The sequence below is a fragment of the Streptomyces sp. NPDC059866 genome (assembly GCF_042731325.1).
GTDB classification, from domain to species: domain Bacteria; phylum Actinomycetota; class Actinomycetes; order Streptomycetales; family Streptomycetaceae; genus Streptomyces; species Streptomyces flavusporus.
This window is the reverse complement of record NZ_JBHWJT010000018.1, coordinates 126,482-148,705: the sequence shown is the minus strand read 5'-3', so window position 1 is coordinate 148,705 and position 22,224 is coordinate 126,482. Positions and strand designations below refer to the sequence as shown.

At 69.6% G+C, this 22,224-nt stretch carries 18 protein-coding genes and 1 pseudogene; 8 read left to right on the top strand and 11 right to left on the bottom strand.

Annotated features, from left to right (window positions below):
- Positions 1 to 23: 23 nt before the first annotated feature.
- From ACFV7R_RS27475 to ACFV7R_RS27455, 5 genes are all read right to left on the bottom strand, one after another.
- A complete protein-coding gene (locus ACFV7R_RS27475; RefSeq protein ID WP_385268056.1) occupies positions 24 to 917 on the bottom strand; it encodes a 1,4-dihydroxy-2-naphthoate polyprenyltransferase in 894 nt (297 codons plus the stop codon).
- Complete coding sequence (gene ubiG, locus ACFV7R_RS27470) at positions 911 to 1,621, bottom strand: bifunctional 2-polyprenyl-6-hydroxyphenol methylase/3-demethylubiquinol 3-O-methyltransferase UbiG (RefSeq protein ID WP_385268054.1); 711 nt, start codon at positions 1,619 to 1,621, stop codon at positions 911 to 913. Before ubiG ends, ACFV7R_RS27475 begins: the two co-directional genes overlap by 7 nt.
- 81 nt (positions 1,622 to 1,702) lie before the next feature.
- Positions 1,703 to 2,782 carry a polyprenyl synthetase family protein gene (locus ACFV7R_RS27465; protein ID WP_385268053.1) on the bottom strand — a complete coding sequence of 360 codons (1,080 nt, stop codon included), beginning with the start codon at positions 2,780 to 2,782 and terminating at the stop codon, positions 1,703 to 1,705.
- A gap of 500 nt (positions 2,783 to 3,282) precedes the next feature.
- Positions 3,283 to 4,839 carry a DUF1254 domain-containing protein gene (locus ACFV7R_RS27460; protein WP_385268052.1) on the bottom strand — a complete coding sequence of 519 codons (1,557 nt, stop codon included), beginning with the start codon at positions 4,837 to 4,839 and terminating at the stop codon, positions 3,283 to 3,285.
- A 119-nt stretch (positions 4,840 to 4,958) separates the two neighbouring features.
- Positions 4,959 to 5,195, bottom strand: a complete 237-nt coding sequence (locus tag ACFV7R_RS27455; RefSeq protein ID WP_385268050.1) for a hypothetical protein — start codon at positions 5,193 to 5,195, stop codon at positions 4,959 to 4,961.
- 236 nt (positions 5,196 to 5,431) lie between these two features.
- Between ACFV7R_RS27455 and helR the strand changes: the two genes are divergently transcribed.
- Positions 5,432 to 7,579 carry an RNA polymerase recycling motor ATPase HelR gene (gene helR, locus ACFV7R_RS27450; RefSeq protein ID WP_385268048.1) on the top strand — a complete coding sequence of 716 codons (2,148 nt, stop codon included), beginning with the start codon at positions 5,432 to 5,434 and terminating at the stop codon, positions 7,577 to 7,579.
- Positions 7,580 to 7,612: 33 nt separating this feature from the next.
- Here the strand turns inward: helR and ACFV7R_RS27445 are convergent, their stop codons facing one another.
- From ACFV7R_RS27445 to ACFV7R_RS27430, 4 genes are all read right to left on the bottom strand, one after another.
- The gene (locus ACFV7R_RS27445; protein WP_385268046.1) at positions 7,613 to 7,957 is read right to left on the bottom strand and encodes a hypothetical protein; all 345 of its coding nucleotides are present in this window, start codon (positions 7,955 to 7,957) and stop codon (positions 7,613 to 7,615) included.
- A gap of 212 nt (positions 7,958 to 8,169) precedes the next feature.
- Positions 8,170 to 9,129, bottom strand: a complete 960-nt coding sequence (locus ACFV7R_RS27440; RefSeq protein WP_385268044.1) for an NADP-dependent oxidoreductase — start codon at positions 9,127 to 9,129, stop codon at positions 8,170 to 8,172.
- Positions 9,130 to 9,216: 87 nt separating this feature from the next.
- Positions 9,217 to 10,317: a Gfo/Idh/MocA family protein gene (locus tag ACFV7R_RS27435; protein WP_385268042.1), complete on the bottom strand. Its 1,101-nt coding sequence runs from the start codon at positions 10,315 to 10,317 to the stop codon at positions 9,217 to 9,219.
- A 53-nt stretch (positions 10,318 to 10,370) separates the two neighbouring features.
- On the bottom strand, positions 10,371 to 10,982 hold the full coding sequence (locus ACFV7R_RS27430; RefSeq protein WP_385268040.1) for a nuclear transport factor 2 family protein: 612 nt from the start codon (positions 10,980 to 10,982) through the stop codon (positions 10,371 to 10,373).
- A gap of 228 nt (positions 10,983 to 11,210) precedes the next feature.
- On the opposite strand from ACFV7R_RS27430, the gene ACFV7R_RS27425 reads away from it, so the two are divergent.
- Both ACFV7R_RS27425 and ACFV7R_RS27420 read left to right on the top strand, forming a co-directional pair.
- On the top strand, positions 11,211 to 11,792 hold the full coding sequence (locus tag ACFV7R_RS27425; RefSeq protein ID WP_385268038.1) for a TetR/AcrR family transcriptional regulator: 582 nt from the start codon (positions 11,211 to 11,213) through the stop codon (positions 11,790 to 11,792).
- A 312-nt stretch (positions 11,793 to 12,104) separates the two neighbouring features.
- A complete protein-coding gene (locus tag ACFV7R_RS27420) occupies positions 12,105 to 13,091 on the top strand; it encodes a zinc-dependent alcohol dehydrogenase family protein (RefSeq protein WP_385268037.1) in 987 nt (328 codons plus the stop codon).
- A 149-nt stretch (positions 13,092 to 13,240) separates the two neighbouring features.
- Here ACFV7R_RS27420 and ACFV7R_RS27415 read toward each other — a convergent pair whose 3' ends face one another.
- On the bottom strand, positions 13,241 to 14,224 hold the full coding sequence (locus ACFV7R_RS27415) for an alpha/beta fold hydrolase (RefSeq protein ID WP_385268036.1): 984 nt from the start codon (positions 14,222 to 14,224) through the stop codon (positions 13,241 to 13,243).
- Between the two features lie 202 nt (positions 14,225 to 14,426).
- Positions 14,427 to 15,023 (bottom strand): hypothetical protein, encoded by a 597-nt coding sequence (locus ACFV7R_RS27410; RefSeq protein WP_385268196.1) that lies wholly within the window; start codon positions 15,021 to 15,023, stop codon positions 14,427 to 14,429.
- 140 nt (positions 15,024 to 15,163) lie between these two features.
- Between ACFV7R_RS27410 and ACFV7R_RS27405 the strand changes: the two are divergent.
- From ACFV7R_RS27405 to ACFV7R_RS27385, 5 genes and pseudogenes are all read left to right on the top strand, one after another.
- Positions 15,164 to 15,523 (top strand): annotated as a pseudogene (locus ACFV7R_RS27405) (oxidoreductase); the annotation flags it as partial.
- Positions 15,524 to 16,243: 720 nt separating this feature from the next.
- The gene (locus ACFV7R_RS27400) at positions 16,244 to 17,218 is read left to right on the top strand and encodes an alpha/beta hydrolase (RefSeq protein WP_385268034.1); all 975 of its coding nucleotides are present in this window, start codon (positions 16,244 to 16,246) and stop codon (positions 17,216 to 17,218) included.
- A 293-nt stretch (positions 17,219 to 17,511) separates the two neighbouring features.
- Positions 17,512 to 18,189, top strand: coding sequence for a zinc-binding alcohol dehydrogenase family protein (locus ACFV7R_RS27395; protein ID WP_385268032.1), 678 nt, complete (start codon positions 17,512 to 17,514; stop codon positions 18,187 to 18,189).
- 204 nt (positions 18,190 to 18,393) lie between these two features.
- Positions 18,394 to 20,322: a maleylacetate reductase and hydroxyquinol 1,2-dioxygenase domain-containing protein gene (locus tag ACFV7R_RS27390; protein WP_385268030.1), complete on the top strand. Its 1,929-nt coding sequence runs from the start codon at positions 18,394 to 18,396 to the stop codon at positions 20,320 to 20,322.
- 17 nt (positions 20,323 to 20,339) lie between these two features.
- The gene (locus ACFV7R_RS27385) at positions 20,340 to 22,103 is read left to right on the top strand and encodes an FAD-dependent oxidoreductase (protein WP_385268028.1); all 1,764 of its coding nucleotides are present in this window, start codon (positions 20,340 to 20,342) and stop codon (positions 22,101 to 22,103) included.
- The last annotated feature ends 121 nt before the right edge of the window (positions 22,104 to 22,224 follow it).

The window sequence follows — 22,224 nt, the reverse complement described above, 5'->3', positions numbered from 1 at the left end:
CACCCCCCTCCTTCCCCGGCCGGTCACAGCGCCAGGCCGATCGCCAGGAGGGTCCCGAACGCCAGCAGCAGCAGGCAGGTGTGCTCGAGGGCCGGTATCAGGTCACTGCCGCGCGCCCCGCCGAGCACCCGGCGCAGCGGGAAGACGGCGAACGGGACGGCGCCGAGCACCAGCAGCGCCCAGGGGCGGGAGGCTGCCAGGAGCAGTGCGGACGCGAAGGCGAGGGCGAGGCAGAGCACGTAGTACACGCGGGTGCGCCGGTCGCCGAGGCGCACGGCGATGGTGATCTTGCCGGCGGCCGTGTCGGTCGGGATGTCGCGCAGGTTGTTCGTCGTCAGCAGCGCGCAGGCGAGCAGACCGATGGACACGGACGCGGCGAGGGCCAGCAGGGGGACCCGGCCGAGCTGGATGTACGCCGTGGCGCACACGGCGATGACCCCGTGGAAGAGGAAGATGCCGACGTCGCCCAGCGAGCGGTAGCCGTACGGCCGGGAGCCGCCGGTGTAGAACCACCCGCCGAGCGCACACACCACCGCGAGCGCCAGCAGCCACCAGGAGATCGTCACCGCCATGACCACTCCGGCCAGGGCGGCCATGCCGTACAGGACCAGGCCGCAGCGCAGCACCTGCCGGGGTGACGCCCGCCCGGAGCCGACCAGCCGGACGGGACCCACCCGGTGGTCGTCGGCGCCCCGCACCCCGTCGCTGTAGTCGTTGAAGAAGTTCGTGCCGAGGACGAAGCCCAGCGCGAACAACAGGGTCAGGGCGGCCCGCCACCAGCTGAAGTGGCCCAGCGAGGAGGCGATCGCCGTGCCCACGGCGATCGGTGCCATGGTGACGGGCAGGGTCTTCAACCGGGCGCCGACCAGCCAGGTGCGCACCGCGCTCCCGGCCGGCCACTGAGTAATGGTCACCATTTCTTGCCCACTCCGAGATAGAGAACGCCGGTGGAACTGGTGGGGATCATGCGAACGTCCTCGCGCCGCCCGGCGAGGTACCGCATCCCGTCACGAAGGTGCGGACGCAGGCCGAGCAGTCTGAGCTCCACACCCTGCGACCGCGCGGTCCGGGTCAGCCGGGCCCGGTTGACGAAGAGCCGGTGGTCATGGGTGCCGCGCGGTGGCCGGCCGGGCAGGGGCGCGTTCTCGGCCAGGGCGATGGCGACCAGCCGGGCCAGCCGGGTGTCGGCGATCGTGTCCACGATCAGCGTGCCCCCGGGGCGCAGCACCCGGCATGCCTCCCTCACCACCGCGAAGGGGTCCGGTACGTGTTCGAGGCACTGCCCCGCCGTGACGACGTCGAACGCCCCCTGGGCGAACGGGAGTCGGGCGATGTCGGCCCGGACGACCTCGTCGAACCCGTGCTTGCGTGCTTCGTTCAGCGACAGCGCCGACAGGTCCACGCCGACCACGCGATAGCCCTTGCCGGCCAGGTGGGGACCGAACAGCCCGCCCCCGCAGGCGACATCCAGCAGCCACGCCCCGGTGCGCTCGGCAACGGGGACGAAGCCGGCGCGGGCGCGCGCGATCCAGCCCAGCGGGGCGAGTGGCCCGCGGGGGTCCCACCATGTGTCGGCGAGAACGTCGTAATCGGTGATGAAATCGCTTCGCAGCGCTGGCACAGAACACCCTCCGGAATACACCCGAGTCCAGTTCACTTTCCGGCTAGTGACCAGCCGTGTTTCGCGTTTCGGTCACGTCGCCTAAGGCAGGCCTTCAGGTGTCGGTTGCGCGGTGTCCCGCAGTGCCTGGAGGGCGGGATGCTGAGACGCGAAGGTGTCGACGAGATCACGCAGGCACTGCCGTACGACCGGGGCGTGCTTCGCGGTGGCCGGATGGGACTCCACGGCGTACAGGGCATCCGACACATATCGCTGGGCCACGTCAGCGGCCCTGCCGATCGCACCGGACTCGTGCACCAGGGAAATCACTTCCTGACACTGTTCACCGGAAAGCTGCTGCAGGCGCAGCAGGGATTGCAGGCGATCCCGGAAATCCTTGACGGCGTAGATCACCGGGAGCGTGTACACGCCGTTGAGAATGTCTTTCGCCGCTTGCTTTCCCGTTTCCCGGCTGCAGATGTCGAGGATGTCGTCCCAGATCTGGAACGCCATGCCGAGGTTGTGCCCGAAACTCTCCAGCGCCGCTTGGGCGTCCTCGCTCGCTCCCGACTGCAGGGCGCCCATCGCGGCGGCCGTCCGCAGGAGGCGTGCGGTCTTGCCCGAGATGGCGGCAAAGTACTCCTCTTCGGTACGAAAGGGATCGTAGAGCTGGCTGGACTCGAGCATCTGCCCCACGCACACGTCGATCAGCGTGTCCGCCATCACCGTCATACGGGACATGCCGAGGGACGCGGCGGTCTGCATACAGCGCGCGAGCAGGTAATCGCCGGTGAGCAACGCGACGGCTTCACCGTATTTCGCGTTCGCACTGGGCCTCCCCCGCCGCACCTGCGCGCCATCGATCACATCGTCATGGCACAGAGTGGCCAAATGCAGGATTTCGACGGCAGCGGCTCCGTCAATCACCTGCGGAGGCGTGGCTCCCTGCCATCCGTCCTCCAGCAGATACGAGGAAAGCAGTACGAGAGTGGGCCGCAGCAGACGCCCCGTATTCTCCACGGCGTACATGATGGGACCCTGAATCCGGTGATTCGGTGGAACCACAAGAGAGCAGAGCGATTTCCGGACCCTGGACAGGTCTTCCTGGAGTCGCTCCCGGACCTCGGTGATTGCTTCATCGTGCGGAGATTGGTTCCCGACAACAGTTGAAGCTTCCTTCATTCAGGCTTCCTTCCCCCGTGCCCTTGAAGGTCCCCAACAGGCTAGGGCGTCAACCAAGCCGCACCAGGGCGCAAATTCAGTCAATCAACAAAGGAGGGGGAATTTCCGGATCCACTCTCACCGAGCGCACGCCAAATTCCGGCATAGGGGACGAAAGGCGTAACCACCTGCACGGTCCGCAACTCGGGTCAACCATTGAATGTGACTCATATCACAAACAGTGCATCATGTCTCGGCGTGGCGGACAGTGCGTGTCCGGAACGCGGCGTGGACGGGCCGCCATGTGCGGCCGCGGCGGAGGCACTGCGCGACCTCCCCGCACCGCTTCGACCCCGACCGCTGGGATCCCCAGGGAGGCCAACCCCTGCACCGCGACAGTCCCACCGCTCCCCGGCCGCCCCGACTGGCCCTCAACCCGGGCAGGTTGAGGGCCACCCTCACCGCACACAGCCGGCTGAGAGGCGTGTCGGGGAAGAGCCGGGGCCGGCGCCTGGGACAGGTCAGTCGACGCGGGTGAGTGGAGGACACTCCCACGCCGCGTCCACGACCTCGCGGTGCGGCCGGTACATGCGAAGGACCACGAACCAGGTGCCGCTTTCGGGCGTGGGCAGCCAGTTGGGCTCGCGGCCCTCTCCCGGTGATGCGGGCTGCAGGTGGATCGTCAGGCCACCGTCGGGGTCCACGACGAGCCCGGGGGTGCGGTCCCCGACCGAGTAGCGGCCGGCCGGGTTGGGGATCAGGTTCATGTCGCCGCCGTACGCGGACAGGGACCAGAAGGCATCGACGGGTGGCATCGAGCCCGCGCTGAAGCGCAGTTCGTACCGGCCGGACGACAGCATGTTCCCGTCCGCGTCGTGGTAGTTGAGCAGATAGACCGCTTCGTCGGGATCGTTGGCCATGATGCCCAACAACGACTGGTCGGCAGCGCGCTTGAGGAAGTCGTCGCCGAAACGGCCCATCTGCGGTGGCGGGTAACGCCACCCGTTCACCGGACGTGCCCACTCCCCGCTGATCATCTGCTGCTTGAGCACCGGCAGACCGACAGCCGCAGCCCGGACGAGGTTCTGCTTGACCGCCTCCGGCTGGGCCTCGACATCGAGACCGGGCCCGATCCCGACCTCGGCGAACTGCTTGAGCAGGATCGCGTGGTGCGCCGGTGGCGGGTTCTCGGCCAGCATGGCGTTGAGTGTCTTCCAGGGCCCGAGCGGATCCTGCGCGGGGTCCACCGGCGCGAGCACGTCGCGGCTCGCCGGGAGCTGCGCCGGGTCGACGGGAGCGCCGCCGCTGCGGAAGAAGCTGAGCGGAGTGATCCGGTACTGCGCTTGGAGCGCCTGTACGTTCGGCACGTCGTCCTCGCCGTCGACCAGCGTCCTGCCGAGGATCAGGATCCACGGGCTCGGCGCGGTCGCTACGCGCCGCACCCCCTCGGGAAGCTCTCCGCTCCAGTCCGGACCGACGATCGCGAAATGGCCGGCCTTCGATCCCGTGGAGCGCTGACCTACGTAGTCGAAGTTGTCGGAGGTGATGCCCATCAGCTCGAAGGCGAAATAGCGATCACCCATGTCCGGGTGCGAGAGGACAACGGGCTCGCTGCGCAGGTCCACCCATGCGGTCGAGTACAGGGTGTCGTTGTTCGGACATCCGCCGTCCCGGTACGAGGCGTCCAGCAGCCGCTGAGCGTGCCAGAAATGGTTGACCGGGGCGTACGGCACCGTTGCCGGGTCACGCGGCTGTGTCACCCACTGGTGACGCAGCCGGGCGTTGTAGATGTACGGAAAACCGTAGATGAATGCCTGCTCACCCAGCGTGTAGGCGTACTCCCCACGCCAGTCGCGCACCCGTCCGGTCAGGATGGGTGCCACCGCCTGCTGGACCAGCGGCAGCGCCTGAGGCAGCTGCCGGAACCTCTCCACCACGGCCTGGGGGTGCCGTACCGCATCCGCCGCGGCCCGGCCCGCCGCGCCGGCGGCGCTCGCTGCCCGGTTGATGGTGGCCGTGACGCCTGCGGCACCGTCGTGCCTGCGCCGATGCGGACGGTGACGGGTGGCCTGGGACATGATCATGTCCTTCCGCTCATGAACTGCTCGCGGGAAAAGCCTGCGCACCCCTTCTCACCATAGGACTCGTCCGAAGGAGCGCCAACGCGGGGAGCATCCGGTGAACCCCGAGGTTCCCTTCACGGACCGTCGGCGTGCCGATCGGTACTCCATTCATCGGGCCCACCGCCACGCCATTCGACCAGCCCGGACTGTCGCAACCATCCCTCGTCGACATCCTCCAGGCCCCCGAGGCGCAGGAACTCGACGATGTCCAGCAGCCCGTACGCCATCCCGACGAACCGGTCGTTCACACGGACCCGCCGCCCGCCGTCCCCGGCGGGCGGGTAGATGACGATGGGCTGTACGACGGCCATGTCACCAGCGTGCGGTCTGGGACGTCTGGCCGCACGCGGGGCGGTCTTGGCATTCACAGACATGGCGGGTCGTCGGGCGACAAAAACAAAGGCAAGGAGTCAACCACTCCTTGCCACTCTCAAGTTATAGCGCACAGGGGGGCTTGCGGCAAGGCCCCGGTCGTGCCGCAGAATCGCTGGCCTGGGCCGGACGCCGCCGGACTTCGCGGGCGCGGCCTCGGATCGGAGCTGATGACGTGACCCCCCTGACCACCAGTGCGTTCGACCTTCCCGAGCGACTCTCCCTGAAGGCCGACCCGACGCTGATCGCCGACGACGAGCAGCACTTCGCGGCCATCGCGGAGAGCCTCGAGCAGGCGATCGCCGAGTTGTCCGACCTCCTCGATGCCGAGCGCAGGGCACCCGGCGGCGTGGGCCGGCAGGCGATGGACCGGGACATGGAGATCCACCGGCTGACCGCTCGCCTGCGCGCACTGCGTCGCTTCGGTCTGGACCTGTGCCTCGGACACATGGTGAGCGCGGACAACCCCGAGCCCGTGTACGTCGGACGACTCGGCCTTACGGACAGCGCGGGCCGTCGGCTGCTGCTCGACTGGCGCTCCCCCGCCGCCGAGCCGTTCTTCGGAGCCACCCACGCCAACCCGATGGGTCTGGCAAGCCGCCGCAGGTATCGCTGGACCCGCGGCCGGATCAGCGACTACTGGGACGAGGTGTTCACCGCCGACGGGCTCGAACGGCACGCCGCGCTCGACGACCAGTCCGCTTTCATCGCCAGCCTGGGCAGCAACAGGTCGGCAAAGATGCGAGACGTGCTCGGCACCATCCAGGCCGACCAGGACGCCATCATCCGCGCGGGATCCCGCGGCGCTCTCGTCGTCGACGGCGGACCGGGTACGGGAAAGACCGTCGTCGCTCTGCACCGCTCCGCCTACCTCCTCTACTCCGACCCTCGCCTCGGTCACCGCCGGGGCGGCGTGCTGTTCGTCGGTCCGCACCGGCCCTACCTGGACTACGTCGCCAACGTCCTCCCCAGCCTCGGAGAAGAGGGCGTGCAGACCTGCATCCTGCGGGACCTCGTCGCCGAGGGAGCCGCAGCATCGATCGAGGCCGACCCGGACGTGGCCCTTCTGAAGTCGTCCGCGGACCTGGTGAAGGCGATCGAAACGGCCGTCAGGTTCTACGAGGAGCCGCCCGCCGAGGGGATGACGGTCACGACCCACTGGTCCGACATCCGGCTGAGCGCCGACGACTGGGCCGTGGCGTTCGAAGCGGCAGAACCCGGTACTCCGCACAACGATGCGCGCGACCAGGTCTGGGAGGAACTGCTCACGATCCTCGTGGACAAGCACGACGGCGACGTCTCACCCGACCTGCTCCGCAAGTCGCTGCGGCAGAACAGGGAGCTGCTCACGGCCTTCAACCGCGCATGGCCGTTGCTCGAAGCGGCCGACCTCGTGGGAGACCTGTGGTCGGTGCCCGCCTACCTGCGGATGTGCGCTCCCTGGCTCAGCCGCGATGACGTGTCGAAGCTGCAGCGCGAGGACCCCCAGGCCTGGACGGTGTCCGACCTGCCGCTCCTGGACGCGGCACGGCAGCGGCTCGGCGACCCGGAGGCGTCGCGACGCAAGCGTCGGCACAAGGCCTCTGTCGCCGCCGAACGAGAGCGCATGGCCGGCGTCATCGACAGCATCATCGCGGCCGATGCCGACGGTGAGGGCGCGGTGACGATGCTGCGCGGACAGGACCTGCAGGACAGCCTGATCGACGAGAGCGCACTGCCCGGCACCGAACCGGACCTGCTCGCGGGTCCGTTCGCGCACATCGTCGTGGACGAGGCTCAGGAACTGACCGACGCGGAGTGGCAGATGCTGCTGCTCCGGTGCCCGTCCCGGAGCTTCACCATCGTCGGGGACCGCGCCCAGGCCAGGCACGGGTTCACCGAGTCGTGGCAGGAACGGCTCGAGCGGATCGGGCTCGACCGGATCGACCTGGCCTCCCTGAGCATCAACTACCGGACGCCGGAAGAAGTCATGGCGGAAGCCGAGCCGGTCATCCGGGCCGTGCTCCCGGACGCCAACGTGCCGACCTCCATCCGCAGCAGCGGCGTCCCCGTCGTCCACGGATCCGTGTCGGATCTGGACTCGATCCTCGACACCTGGCTCGCCGCACATGCCGAGGGGATCGCCTGCGTCATCGGCGACTCCACGTTCCGGGCGACCTCCCGGGTCCGGTCGCTGACCCCGGAGCTGTCGAAGGGGCTCGAGTTCGACCTGGTCGTCCTCATCGACCCGGAGGCGTTCGGCGAGGGCATCGAAGGAGCGGTCGACCACTATGTCGTGATGACCCGGGCGACCCAGCAACTCGTCGTCCTCACCAGCTCCTGACGTCGGCCGGACAACATGATCGCCGCCCGCCGATCACGAGTGGGGCAGCCCTTGTTCCGGCGTTGGGCTGGGTGGCTTGCAGGGGGGGTTCAGTGTCAGATCGCCATCTCGGGGACCTTGGAGGATTCGGTGGGTGACCAGGTAGCCGCCGCTCATCAGCAAGCCGGGGCGCGTCCTGCCGGAAAGTCGCGTGCCGATGAGCATGGAGCCGAAGGCCTGGGCGGCAGCGAGCGGCAGGAACGCCACACCGGTTTCGATCGGGGAGTAGCCCTTGACCAGCAAGATCACACTCCCGATGAGCATCGTGATGGTCGGGTCGGCCTCCCCGCCGCGGCTCTCGGCCTCGGCGAAGCCGAAGACCAGGGCGACAGGCCCCACGTCGCGAGGATCGCGCCGGATACGTCGAGGCGGGTGCGCTTGCCTTCTGTGGAAACGTCCTGCACCACGGTGACCGCGCCGATGATGCCGATGGCCGCGATCGGGACGTTGACCAGCCGGTCCAGCGGCGCGGATGCGGATGCGCGGATGTCGCAGACATGAAGGAAGAGGGCCTCAGCAGTTGGTTGATGTGGTGCTGGTGCGGAGAAGGGTCAGAACGCCAGCACGAGCCGACCGCGGACGCCGCCGGCCTCAAGAAGCTGGTGGGCCTCGGCGGCCTGTTCCGCAGGCAGGACGCGGGCGATGCGCAAGGTGAGTTCCCCTGCTTCGACCTGAGAGCGCAGGCGGTCCAGCCGGGCACGGTCGTCGAGGTAGTCCGGAACGAACACCATGGAGGTACGCAGGGACCGGCGTCGCAGCTCCGCCGGGCTGATGGCGTGCGGCCCCTCGCCGAGGAGCGTGACGATGACGCCGCCGTCGCGGACGGCCCCGGCCACCGCCGCGGAGCCGATGACGGCCGCGTCCACCAGTCCGTCCACGCCTTCCGGCATGGCGTCGAGAATGCGCCGGGCGACGCCGGGTCCACGGCGTATTACGCGGTCGGCCCCCAGCGAACGCACGAGCTCCTCGTCCGTCGGCGACGCGTCCGCCACCACCGTGATCCCCTCGGCCCTGGCCATCTGGATCACGAATCCGCCGACCACGCCCGCACCGCCGGTGACCGCGACGGTCTGCCCAGGGGACAGGCCGAGCAGGTCAAGTGCCCGCCGGGCGGTCAGGCCGTTCATGGGCAGCGTCGCCGCCTCGGCATGGCTGGTTCCCTCGGGTGCGCGGGTCACCCGTTGCGCGGGCAGAGTGAGGTACTGGGCGTAGGCGCCGCCGCCGGGCTCGGTCGGCACGGTCATCGCCATCACTCGGTCCCCGATGCGCAGATCGGTGACTGTGCCCGCCCCGATCTCGTCGAGCACCCCTGCCGCTTCCATACCCGGGACGTAGGGGGGCGTGGCACTGTTGCGGCCGAGTGAGCCGTTGCGCAGGTATCGGTCGCCGGGGTTCACCGATGCGGCGTGCACTCGGACGCGCACCTGGCCGGGACCGGCGTGGGGCTCGGGTACCTCGAAGACCCGCAGGGCTTCCGGCCCCCCGAATCGGGCTACGCCTACTGTCTTCATGATCCCTCGCGATCTTGACCGTTCGTTACGTATTCGGAGCATGGGGCTGTCCAGGTGCACACGGCGTTCCCGCCGGGGTCAGGCCGGTCAGGCCAGGGTCTGTGCGGCGCCTTCGGCGGAGGAGCGGTCGATGGCGTCCAGCAGCTGGTGGCGCGTGTGGGCGTAGGCGAAGTCGGGGACCGTGCGGGTCCCTTCGCGCAAGTCCCGTCCCAGGTGCGTGTAGAGCGCGGCGACGTTCCTGGCCGGGCCGGTGAGGCCTGCGGGGATGTCGGCGGAGTACGCGGCGGGGACCTCGACGTCGGAGACGCTCGTGTCCTTGCCGAAGCCGGCCTGGAGCGTGAGGTCGGTGACCTGGAGGTTGCCCCACGGGGCGGTCAGCACCAGGTCCCCGTCGGTGCCATTGATCTCCCAGCGGAAGTTGTCGCCGCGCGAGGTGCCGCCGCGGTAGAAGACCGAGGCCGCGGCGCCGTTGTCCAGGGTGCCGATGAGGGAGATCTGGTCCGGGGCGGTCACCGGGACGACGGTGTTGCCGTCGTCGGTCACGGTGACCTGCGTGCGGCCCAGGACGAGGTTGGCCGACAGGTGGCCGAACTCCCCGAGGGTGACGTTGAGCGCGTCGATGGCGTGGAGGGCGGCGCCGGTCAGCGGAGTGGCGCCCTGGGTTCGGTCGTACCAGTACGCGTGTGCCCGGGTGGTCTCCGGGCCCCAGACCATGCCGGAGCCGACCATGGTGGTGCCGATGACCCGGCCGATCCGGCCGTCCTCGATCAGGCGGCGCGCGTAGCGGAGTTCGGGGTGGTAGCGGCCCTGCAGGCCGATGGCGGTGCGCACTCCGGCGGCCTCGGCGCGCCGGGTCAGCTCGGTGGCCTCGGCCAGGTTCAGGGCGAGCGGCCATTCGGCGTAGACGGTCTTGCCGGCGTCGATCGCCGCCGAGATCAGCTCCCGGTGGTGGGGAACCTTGACCGCGACCACGACAACGTCGACCCCGGGATGGGCGAGGAGGTCCGCGTGGTTGTCGAAGGCGGCCTCGACCCCGAACTCCTTCCCGGCGGCGTTCGCGGATTCCTGGCGCGAGGTGCTGACGGCGCGCAGTTCGAAGTCCGGCACTGCCTTCAGGGCGGGGATGTGGCTGATGGAGGCCCAGCCGCCCGGGCTGCCGCCGATGATGCCGACACCGATGGTGCTCATGTTGTCACTCCTGCGAATGGGCCTTGACGGGCTCATGGGGATGGGGTTTGTTGTTACTTCTTCGGCGCGGTGGACGGCGTCCAGTTGGGAACGGTGTCCACCCGGAACCGGGACAGGACAGTGCTGTCGATGTACCAGTGGCCGTTGATCCGCTTGTATGTGTCGTGGTACTCGCCGTAGCCGTGGAAGCCGTTCCTGTACCTGGAGCCGGGCGGGAAACTCACGTAGTCCTCCATCGCCCAGACCGCCGTGGCGCGGTTTCCGTGCACCTGAATCTCCGGCAGGAATCCCTGGTGGGCGGTGGGGGCCTCACCCAGCAGCGCTGCCGTCTTCTCGGCGAGCTCCTTGCCGCTGTCGTACTTCGCGCCCACGTCGATGGTGGGGTGGGCGGTGAAGAGGGCAGCCAGCTTGGACCACTGCTTGCTGTCGAGGTAGCGGAAGTAACGCGCCTTCACCTGACGGATGTCCTCGATGTCGGCCAGCCGCTGCACCACGGCCGCGTCGGGCACGGCGGTGGACTGCGCCGGGTGGTGCTCCGGTGACGCGGGCTGGGAGGCCCAGGCTGCCGCGCCCGCGCCCCCGCCGGCCAGCAGCGCGGCCACCGCGGCTGCGCCGGCCACACGTGAACGCCACGCGAAGGGCATGCGGGATTCCTGCTTGTCCATGCTGTGTGTCCTTTCGGCGCCGCGCCAGTACGCGGACGAAGGGTCATTGAGTCCTGGGCTTCGTACGAACGATCAGGCGCTCATTACGGGAGCGACGTGCTGCCGGTCGCGATCAGGTGACGTCCACCAGTAGACCCTATATGGAACGAAGAGTCAAAAAATCTTTGATCAATGGACCCATTCCGAGGACAGGAATTCTTTATCTCTCATTCCTGATATGATGCGGTCATGGCACGCGTAAGGGAGTTCGACACCGAAAGGGCTGTGGAGGCGGCGATGAACGCCTTCCGCCGCAAGGGCTACGAGGGCACGTCGGTGCAGGACCTGGTCGACGCCACCGGCGTGGGCCGCGGCTCGTTGTATGCCGCCTTCGGCAGCAAGGAGGGCCTGTACTTGGCGGCCATGGACCGCTACCGGGAGCGGTACGCACTACCCATGATCGAGCTGCTCCGTGGGGGTGCGCCGGCCCGTGAACTGCTGCGTGAAGTCCTGGTCGCCACGGTGGACGAGATCGTCGGTGACGGCGGCCGAAAAGCCTGCCTGATCGTCGGTGCCGCCGTGGAGCGGGTCGCCCGCGACCGGGAGGTAGCCGCCCATGTGCGGTCGACGACAGCCTCGTTGGAGGGCGCACTTTCCCAGGTCATCGCGGAGGCTCAGGCGGATGGGCAGCTGGCCGACACGCACGACGCCCGGGACCTGGCCCGGTATCTCGTCGTGACGATGCACGGCCTGCGGGTCATGGGTGCCATCGAGCCCGACCGGAAGTCACTGATGGCGGTTGCCGAGGCCGCGCTGAGGGCCCTGGAGTGACCCGCCCCGCGACAACCGCCCCGCACCACCACTTGGCGGCTACGAGTAGCGGATTCGGACGAATTCCCGTCCTGTGGCCATGACCGGACGGCAACGGAGACCGGAACCGGGCACCTTGGGTGGGGCATGACCTGCGGCGCGGTGGCAGCACCCTGTCCTGCGTGCACACGATGCAGTGGTGGGATCGACGCGGGCGCCATACCCGTGATTGCTGCACTCCTCGTCTGACCGGCAGCGGAACCGCCCCCGGTACCGGGGGAGCGGAACGGACGGACAGGCGGTCCCGGCCGTCCGCAAGACAAGGAGGGCACCGTGCGTGCACTGATTCTGGAAGAGTTCGACACCCCGCTGGTGCTGAAGGAGACCGATAAGCCCGTCGCCGGCCCGGGCCAGGTTCTGGTCAAGGTCAAGGCCAGCGGAGTCAACCCGCTGGACCTGAAGATCCGGGACGGGAAGGCCGCTCACGCCCGGAGTGAACTGCCCGCAGTGCTCGGGCTGGACCTGGCCGGCGTAGTCGAGCAGGCCGGTGACGACGTCACCGGCTTCGCCGCCGGGGACGAGGTCTACGGCCTGACCGGGGGCGTAGGCGATCTGCAGGGTTCGCTGGCCGAGTACGCGGCTGTCGACGCCCGCCTGTTGGCCCGAAAGCCCGCCTCGCTCAGCATGCGGCAGGCCGCAGCGCTGCCCCTGGTCTTCATCACCGCCTGGGAGGGCCTGGTCGACCGGGCTCAGGTCGGCCCGGGTCAGAAGGTCCTTGTCCACGGCGGAGCCGGCGGCATCGGCCACGTGGCGATCCAGATCGCCCGCGCCCGGGGCGCCCAGGTCTTCAGCACCGTATCGCCCGCAAAGACGGAATCGGTCGAGCAGTTGGGGGCGGTTCCGATCGACTACACCACCACGACCGTGGAGGAGTACGTCGCCCGGCACACCAGCGGAGAAGGTTTCGACATCGTCTTCGACACCCTTGGCGGTGCCGTACTCGACGCGTCCTTCACCGCGGTCCGCACCTACACCGGCCATGTCGTGAGCGCTTTGGGCTGGGGAAGCCACAGTCTCGCACCCCTGTCCTTCCGGGGGGCCACCTACTCCGGAATCTTCACCCTGCTGCCCATGCTCACCGGCCGCGGACGCGAACACCACGGACAGATCATGCGGGAGGCAGCCACCCTCGCCGACACCGGAGCCCTCATGCCCCGGCTCGACCCGCGGCACTTCACCCTGGCCACCGTGGCCGACGCCCACGCCGCCGTGGAGAGCGGCACCACTGAAGGCAAGATCGTGATCGACGTCGAGGAATGACCGCGCCGTCGACCGGCGCGTGACGTTCCCCTGTGCCTGGCGACCGGCGAGTTCGATCGCGATGGCCGGGACAGGAAGGCACTAACCAAGCAGAAGGTGACCAGCGGGCTGTCCCGAAGAGCCCTCGGTTGCGCTGAGCGCTTTTACAGTCACTCCGACAGACACGATGCAGCGGCGTTCCTACGTCGACGCATCGCCATGACGAGACCGGCCCCCAGCGCTGTCGTGCCCGCGGCCAGGCCGACCAGCATCCAGGTGTGCTCGCGACCGGTGGCCGCGAGGCTCGGCGAGGACGACGAGGCGACGCCTGTGGCTCGCTCGATGAGACGGGTGAGTTCTTCGGGGTGCGAGACAGGTGCGGCGTGCGAGGACGGCACCTCGACGGAGACGGCGTTGGCCCGTTTGGCCATCCAGCGTTGCACCGCGGCCGGGATGTTCTTGTCGTCGCTCGCGATCAGGTCGAACGAGGGGATGGTCTTCCAGGCCTCTCCGCTTGCTTTGTCCATGAGGGCCGTGTCGGCCACCGGACGCTGGGTGGCGGCCATGACGGCGGCCCTCGACGACGGGACGTCGGCAGCGAACTGTTTGTGGAACAGGTCCTGCTTGATGTACAGGTCCGTTCCGGTGCCGCCGCCGGGGAGTGGGAAGGGCACCCTGCTCAGGGTTTGCCCCAGGGTGCTGCCGGGGTACTTGGCGGCGAGTTCGCCCGCGCTCTCACCCTTCGCGGGGAGGAAACCGGCAGCGAACACCAGCGCCTTCACATTGGGGCTGCCGAGGGCCGCCTCGTTGATGACCGAACCGCCGTAGGAGTGACCGACGAGGACGATCGGGCCCTTGATGCTGCGCAGCACGCTCGCGATGTAGACACCGTCGTACTGCAGGCCCCTGAGTGGGTTGGCCGGAGCCATGACCGGATGCCCGGCGGCGCGAAGCCGCTCGACCACCCCGGTCCAGGCGGACGCGTCGGCGAACGCGCCGTGCACGAGGACAACGGTGGGCTTGTCGCCGGTCCCGAGTGCCGTGCCGTCAGCGAAGGCTGGTGACACGGCCGCACCGCACGTCGCAGTGAACGCCGCGAGCAAGCCCACGCCGCGTATGAAACCGACAGGGACCGTGGAAAGGGATGCGCTCATCTGCCTGCCTTCCATTGGCATCTCCGGCTTTCGATCGTCGGAGTGCCATGGCAAACGGGCACTTCAGGAAGCGCATTCAGGTGACAGACGGGCTGCTGGGTTTCTCAAGCCGTTCCAGGGCCAGGGCCTCAGCCGCGGCCGAGCGCGCCGTCAAGCCGGGCAGGTGCGGGTATCCCGCTCTGCGCGTTCCTTGGTCAGGGCCTCAGGCAGCCGTGCGGGGGCCGGATGCGTGTCCCCCACGCTTGTCACGGCGTGGTGCGCCGGGGACGGGTCGGTCTGCCGCCGGTGTACCGGCGACGTGCCTCGGGGCGCGCATGCTGGCGAGCAGGCGCAGCCGTTCCTCGGAAGCGCTGCCGGACTCTGCATGGTATGTGATCAGTGTCTGCCCGCCGGTGCCCGGGACCAGCAGCTTTTCGTAACGCAGTTCCAGAGGACCGGCCTGGGGGTGCAGGAGCAGGCTGGTACCGCTGGTCTTGTGCTTGACGTCCTGCCGGGCCCAGAGCCTGCGGAACCGCTCACTGCGCAGGGAGAGCTCACCGAGGATCTCGACCAGGCGCGGGTCGTCGACGTCCGCGCCGACGACGGAGCGCAGATAAGGGACGATCCGGGCGGTCATGTCCTCCCAGTCCTGATGGAACTCCCGCATCTCTGGGTCCAGGAAAGCGGCGAGGATGCCGTTGCGGCCCGGGGCGTTGAACGGTGAGAGGGCGACGGCGAGGCTGTTGGCGGCGAGTACGTCCATGTACTTGCCGTGGATGTACGCCGGGGTGAGCGGCCAGGTGTCGATGAGGGCGCGCAGGCCCTCGCCGACCCTCTCGGGCTTGCGGGGCCGCTTGCGCCGCGGACTCGCCGGTGCGGCGATCTGCAGCAGGTAGGCAGTGGCCTCGTCGTCCAGCAGCAGCGCGCGGGCGATGCTGCGCAGGACCTGCTCGGAGGGGTTCCAAGACCGCAGAGGTCCTCCTGGCCGTCGAGGCGCATCGCCGCTGGGCCGGTGAGGGCATCACGGCCAACGCCCTGCACCCCGGGTGCGATCGCGACCAACCTGCAGCGGCACACCGGCGGCCTGCGGACGCCGGAGCCCTACCGCAAGACGGTCCAGCAGGGCGCCGCGACCAGCGTGTTCCTCGCCGCGTCGCCGCTGGTCGAAGGGGCGGCGGCCGCTATTTCGAGGATGTCAACGAGGCGCCGGTGGTAGACGCCCGTCCCACTCAGCTCGGTGTTCCCGGCGTGGCCCGTTACGCGCTGGACCCGGCGAATGCCGAACGCCTCTGGGAGCTGGCGCGCGACATCGTCCGCTGAGCGCGCGGAAGTCTCCAGCCCTCGTTTCTCACCCGTACCGACGAAAGAACATCGCAACGAAGGTGACGATCAAGAAGGTCGGCTTCATTGGAACGCGGCATCGCCGGCGCCGCCGGCCTGGTCGAAGCGGCCCACAGGGTGGCCGTGCCCGGAAGGACGCCCCAATGGAGCGGAGTGGCGCGTCACCGGCGTGCCCGGCACCCGCCGCCGCCCCTGACCGCCTCCGGCGCGGGCGGCCGATCCCGTCCGGCTGGACCCGGTAGCAGGGACGGCAGGGACCGTCCCAGCCGCGACAGCTACGATTGACTCAGTCGTACGGGTGGGAGCCGAGTTCGGCGGGGAGTGGCGGGCGAAGCGCTGATACGCAGCCTGCCGTGTCGTTCCCAGAACCCGGCCGATGGAGCTCCATGAGGCGCCCTTTGGCCGGGCAGCGGCCCCGGCGGTAGGGGCGCGCCCTGGAGTTTCAGCCGGCGCTCCGCTTGCACGCGATATCGGCGGCCGTCTCCCGCTGACGAGGGCACATGCCGCGTGGACCGCTGCAGGGGCCTGACGGATGCGATCACCACCGGGGCGGGAGACGCTGTTGTGATATCGCGCTTACCGCTGCCGTGCCTGTTCATCCGAAGCCGTCCGAGGCACTCGCGTACCGGGGCCAGCCGGGCACGCATCCTCGGCGTCCTTCCCGGTCAGCAGCCATCCCGAGATCGCAAGGAGATCGTCATGACCGTCCAGTCCGGCGGCACCCTCGTTCTGGAACCCGCCTCGCAGCAGATCGTCGACGCCACCTCGCAACCGCCGTTCCTGTACGAGATCGGTCCGGAGAAGGCCCGCAAGGTGCTCGACGACATCCAGGCGGAGCCGATCGAGAAGCTCCCCGTCGACTCGGAGTGGATCACCGTTCCCGCCGAGGTCGGTGACGTCCGCGTCCGTATCGTCCGCCCGCAGAACGCCGCGTCTCCCCTCCCGGTCGTGCTCTACATGCACGGCGGAGGCTGGATCCTCGGCAACGCCGACACCCACGACCGGCTGGTGCGCGAGCTGGCGGACGGGGTGCGAGCGGCTGTCGTGTTCGTCGAGTACGACCGCTCGCCGGAGGCGCACTACCCGGTGGCGATCGAGCAGGGCTACGCCGCCGCGCAGTGGGTCATGCGAGAAGGGGCCGCTCACGGCCTGGACCCGGACCGTATGGCGGTTGCGGGCGATTCGGTCGGCGGCAACATGACCGCCGCACTGGCACTGATGGCCAAGGAACGCGGCGACGTCCGCTTCGTCCAGCAGTCCATGTACTACCCGGTCACCAACGCCGACATGGACACCAAGTCGTACTCCGACTTCGCCACCGGCTACTTCCTCACGGCCAAGGCCATGGAGTGGTTCTGGGACGCCTATGTGCCCGACCGTGCGCAGCGCAGCGAGATCACCGCCTCTCCGCTGAAGGCGGATCTCGACCAGCTCTCCGGGCTGCCGCCGGCCTTCGTCATCGTCGACGAGGCCGATGTCCTGCGCGACGAGGGCGAGGCCTATGCGGCCAAGCTCCGCGCCGCGGGAGTCGGCGTGACCACGGTCCGCTACGACGGGATCACGCACGACTTCATGATGCTCAACCCGCTCAGCGACACCCATGCCACACGCGCGGCCGTCGCCCAGGCCATCGCCATGCTCAGCAACGCCCTGGGAATGAGCGAGGAAGCGTAGACGCTCGAAGTCGGCCCGGTGACCGGGCGACGGACCGCCCGGCCACCGTAACCACTGGTGAGGACCACGACCGGGCCCAGGGACCGAGGGCCCATTCGCGCGCTCCGCCCGGCAGGGCGCGAAGGCCGAACGGCTCTACCAGGAGGCGATCGGACGACTCGGGCGCACCCGGGTGTGGCCGCAGGCCACCGGGGATTCCGTCTTCGTACGCCCCGTGGCGGTCGACTTGGGATCTCGGGTCGCGGCGGCGCTCCACGAGGCGGGCGGCTTCCGGGTAGTTCAGGCTCCCGGCCATGGTGGTCGTCGTCAACGACGAACGCCTCCTGGAGCTGCCCGACAGTCTCGACTGGGCGGAGGGCTCGGCGCTGACGGTCAACTACCTGACCACGTACCTGTCCCTGACCCGGGTCGTGCAGGTGCAACCGGGACAGTCCGCTCTCGTCTGCGGGGTCACCGGAGGAGTCGGACACGCCGTGGTGCAGACGAGCAAGGCGCTCGGCGCACGGCCGATCGCCGTGGTCTCCTCCGCGCACAAGGCACGCCGAGCGATCGGGGCCGGGGCGACGGCGGCGATCGACCTGCCCTCGCAGGACATCGACAAGGCCGTCGGCCTCACCGACGGCCAAGGCGTCGATCTGGACCTGGACCCGGTCGGCGGTGCGCGCTTCGGCGAACTGCTCCGCAACGCCCGCCGCCACGGCATGCTCGTCTCGCTGGGATTCACCGGTGGCAGGCAGCCGGTGCTCGACCTGATGGATCTCATCGCCGCCGACCGGCACATCGCCGGTCACGGGCTGCACGCCGACAGCGACGAGAACGTCACCCCAGCCCTCAAGGAGGTCGGCAAGCCGGCCGCCGGAGGCCGGCTGCGGCCGGTGATCGACAGCCGGTTCGCCCTGGACGACTTCGAGGACGGCTACACCCGTCCTGCCTCGCGGGAAGCGATTGGATCCATCGTCGTAGAGCTCTGATGGACGTGCCGGGCGGGCTGACAGCCGTCCGGCAGAGCGGATCGGGGTTCGGGGCGGCCCTCCCTGGAGCGGCAGCCGCCTGGCCCCGACGCGTCATTCGTGCAGCGGAATGCATCGATCGTGCAGGAGTTCACCCGCACGTAACCCGCAGACTCGGTGGCCAGACACAACCGCAGCCCTACCGACACGCGGAGGCGATGCTCCATGCGGACGTTCGTGCACACATCCCATCCCGCACGGGTGGTCTTCGGTTCCGGTACCGTCGGCCGGCTCGCCGAGGAGGTGAGGCGGCTGGGTGGCTCCCGGGTGCTGCTGCTGTCCAGCTCTCCGCTCGCGGAGGCGTCCGCGCGGGTCCGGGACGCACTGGGCGGCCTGGTGGCCGCGGAGTTCGACGGCGCCGTCATGCACACGCCGGTGGAGGTGACGGAACGGGCCCTCGCCGTACTGCGGGAGGCGGACGCCGACTGCCTCGTGTCCGTGGGCGGCGGTTCGACGACGGGTCTGTCGAAGGCGCTGGCCCTGCGCACGGACCTGCCCCAGGTGGTTGTGCCGACCACGTACGCCGGCTCCGAGGTGACCCCCGTCCTCGGGGAGACGCGCGACGGGCGCAAGGTCACTCAGTCGTCGGCAGCGATCCTGCCCGAGACCGTCGTCTACGACGTCGACTTCACGCTTTCCCTGCCGCTGCCCATGTCGGTCACCAGCGGTGTGAACGCGATGGCACATGCCGTGGAGGCGCTGTACTCCGCGGACGCCGATCCGGTCACCGACGGCCAGGCCCTCGACGCGATCTCCCGCATCGCGCGGGCGCTGCCCCGTCTGGCCGCCGACCCGGCCGACCGGGCGGCGCGGGCCGACCTGCTGCAGGCCGCCTGGCTCGCCGGGACGTGCCTGGCCACGGTCGGCATGGGCCTGCACCACAAGCTGTGCCACACCCTGGGCGGCAGCTTCGACCTGCCGCACGCCGAGACGCACACCGTGATCCTGCCGCACGCCATGGCCTACAACGCGTCCGCGGCTCCGGACGCGATGCGCCGCATCGCCCGGGCACTGGACGTGCCCGACGCCGCGAGCGGCGTGTACGACCTGATCGCCTCGCTGGGCGGGCCGACCTCGCTGCGCGATCTGGGCATGCCGGAGTCCGGTCTGGCCCGCGCGGCCGAGCTGGCCGTGGCGACGCCGTACCCGAACCCGCGGGAGCTGACCGCCGAGGGCATCGAGGGCCTGCTGGCCGACGCCTGGCACGGGCGCCGCCCCGAGGGCCCCCCCACCACCGAGTCCACGCTGGCCGAGCTCACCGCGCAGGTCGTGGCGAGCTTCGCGCAGGCGTCCGACGGCCGCGTCCGCACCCTGCTCACCGGCCTCGTACGGCACCTGCACTCCTTCGTGGCCGAGCAGGACGTCACCGACGCGGAGTGGAGCTACGCGATCGACTTCCTCACCCGTACCGGACAACTGAGCGGCCCGACCCGGCAGGAGTTCGTGCTGCTCTCGGATGTCCTGGGCGTCTCCAGTGCCGTGGATCTGCTGACCAACTCCCGCAGCCCCGACACCACCCCGTCCGCCGTCCTCGGCCCCTTCTACGTGGACGGCCCGCCCGAGGCCGCGCATGGCAGCGACATCTCCGGCGGCCTGCCCGGCACCCCGCTGTGGGTGGACGTGACGATCACCGACACGGCCGGTGAGCCCGTGAAGGACGCGGTCGTCGACGTCTGGCAGTCCAACGAGGACGGCTTCTACGACCTCCAGCTCCCCGATCTGGACGGCCCCGTCCTGCGGGCGCGGCTGCGCACCGACTCCGAGGGGCGGCTCACGTTCTGGTCGATCCTGCCCTCGGAGTACCCCGTCCCCGACGACGGCCCCGTGGGACAGATGCTCACCGCGGTCGGCCGCCACCCCTACCGCGCACCGCACCTCCACTTCATGATCGACGCGCCAGGTCACCGCCGTCTCATCACGCAGCTGTTCGTGGCGGGCGGCGCCTTCCTCGACAGCGACACGGTCTTCGGCGTCAAGGACCAGCTCATCGTCGACTTCGCCCCGCAGGCCGGGCCCGCCCCCGACGGCCGCACCGTCGACGGGGAGTGGCGCCGCCTGGACCACACCTTCCGCATCGCCCGCCTGGCCGACTGACCGAGGAGCAGCCCACCATGCCCCGTACGCATTCCTACGACACCGACGTCCTCGTCGTCGGCAGCGGTCCGGCCGGCGGAGCAGCTGCCCTGCTGCTGGCGACCTACGGCATCCGTACTCTCCAGGTCACCAAATACGGCTGGCTCGCCAACACCCCCAGAGCGCACATCACCAACCAGCGCACCATGGAGGTGCTGCGCGACCTCGGCGTCGAGGCCGAGGCGCTGGCGCAGGGCAGCCCGTCCCACCTCATGGGAGACACGGTGCTGTGTACCGCGCTCGCGGGCGAGGAGATAGCACGGATCCGCACCTGGGGCACAGGACCGCGCTCCCTGACCGAGTACACGTCCACCAGCCCCTGCCAGATGATCGACCTGCCGCAGACCTACCTGGAGCCGATCCTCACCACCAACGCGGCGGCGCGCGGCGCCAAAGTCCGCTTCGACACCGAGTTCCTGAGCCTCACACAGGACGAGGACGGCGTCACGGCCCGGCTGCGCGACCGGGTCCGCGGCGACGAGTTCACCGTACGGGCCCGCTATCTGATCGGCGCCGACGGCGGACGCAGCACCGTCGCCGAGCAGATCGGCCTGCCGATGGACGGACGCATGGGCAAGGCCGGCAGCATGAACATCGTCTTCAAGGCCGACCTCGCCCAGTACTGCGCCCACCGTCCCAGCGTCCTGTACTGGGTGCTGCGGCCCGGCGCGGCAACCGGCGGTATCGGCATGGGTCTGGTCCGCATGGTCCGGCCGTGGAACGAGTGGCTGCTGGTGTGGGGCTACGACATCGAGCAGCCGCCGCCCGCGGTCGACGAGGAGGAGGCGCGCAGGATCGTACGCGACCTCGTCGGCGCCCCGGACCTGCCGGTGGAGATCACGTCCACCTCCCTGTGGACCGTCAACCACACCTACGCCTCCGCCTACTCGTCCGGGCGGGTCTACTGCATGGGCGACGCCGTTCACCGCCACCCGCCGTCCAACGGTCTCGGCTCCAACACCTCCGTCCAGGACGCCTACAACCTGGCCTGGAAGCTCGCCATGGTGATCCGCGGCGAGGCCGGACCGGCGCTGCTGGACAGTTACACGGCCGAACGCGCCCCGGTGGGACGGCAGATCGTCGAGCGCGCCAACCTCAGCCGTGACCAGTTCGGGCCCATCTTCGAAACGCTCGGCGTAGGCGCCGACAGCGACGAGCAGACCATCGCCGACGGGCTCGCCGCGCTGCGGGCCGGTACCACCGAGGGCGCCAAGCAGCGCCGCCTGCTGGAGGAGGCCGTCCAGCTCAAGAACTACGAGTTCAACGCGCACGGTGTCGAGATGAACCAGCGCTACGTCTCCGGGGCGGTCCTTCCGGACGACTGTCCTGCCGAGGTCTGGGAGGAGGACCCGGAGTTGGTGGCCCGGCCGACGACCCGGCCGGGCGCCAAACTTCCGCACGCGTGGCTCGTGGACGGCAGCGGCGAGCGGATCTCCACGCTCGACGTCGTCGGCAAGGGCGAGTTCACCGTGCTGACCGGACTGTCGGGCGGGGTCTGGGACACGGCAGCGGACGCATGCCGCGACGAACTCGGCGTACCGCTGCGGTCCGTGCGCATCGGCGACGACAACTCCCGTGACACCTATGGCGAATGGAGCAGGGTGAGCGAGATCGCCGAGGACGGCGTCCTGCTGGTGCGCCCGGACGGCTACGTGGCCTGGCGCCGCTCCACCGCTCCCGAGACCGCGCAGGCGGCGCACGACGCACTGCTCACCGCCCTGCGCCGGGTCCTGGGGCGGTGAGCACGGACAAGCAAGTGGCCGCAGCCGCAGAGGCGTTGGCCGAGGTGACGGACAGTCAGTGCTTCGCTGTCGGCGCGGCTTCGGACTGAGCGGTGTGCCGGAGGTGCTGGGCGCCTCCGGT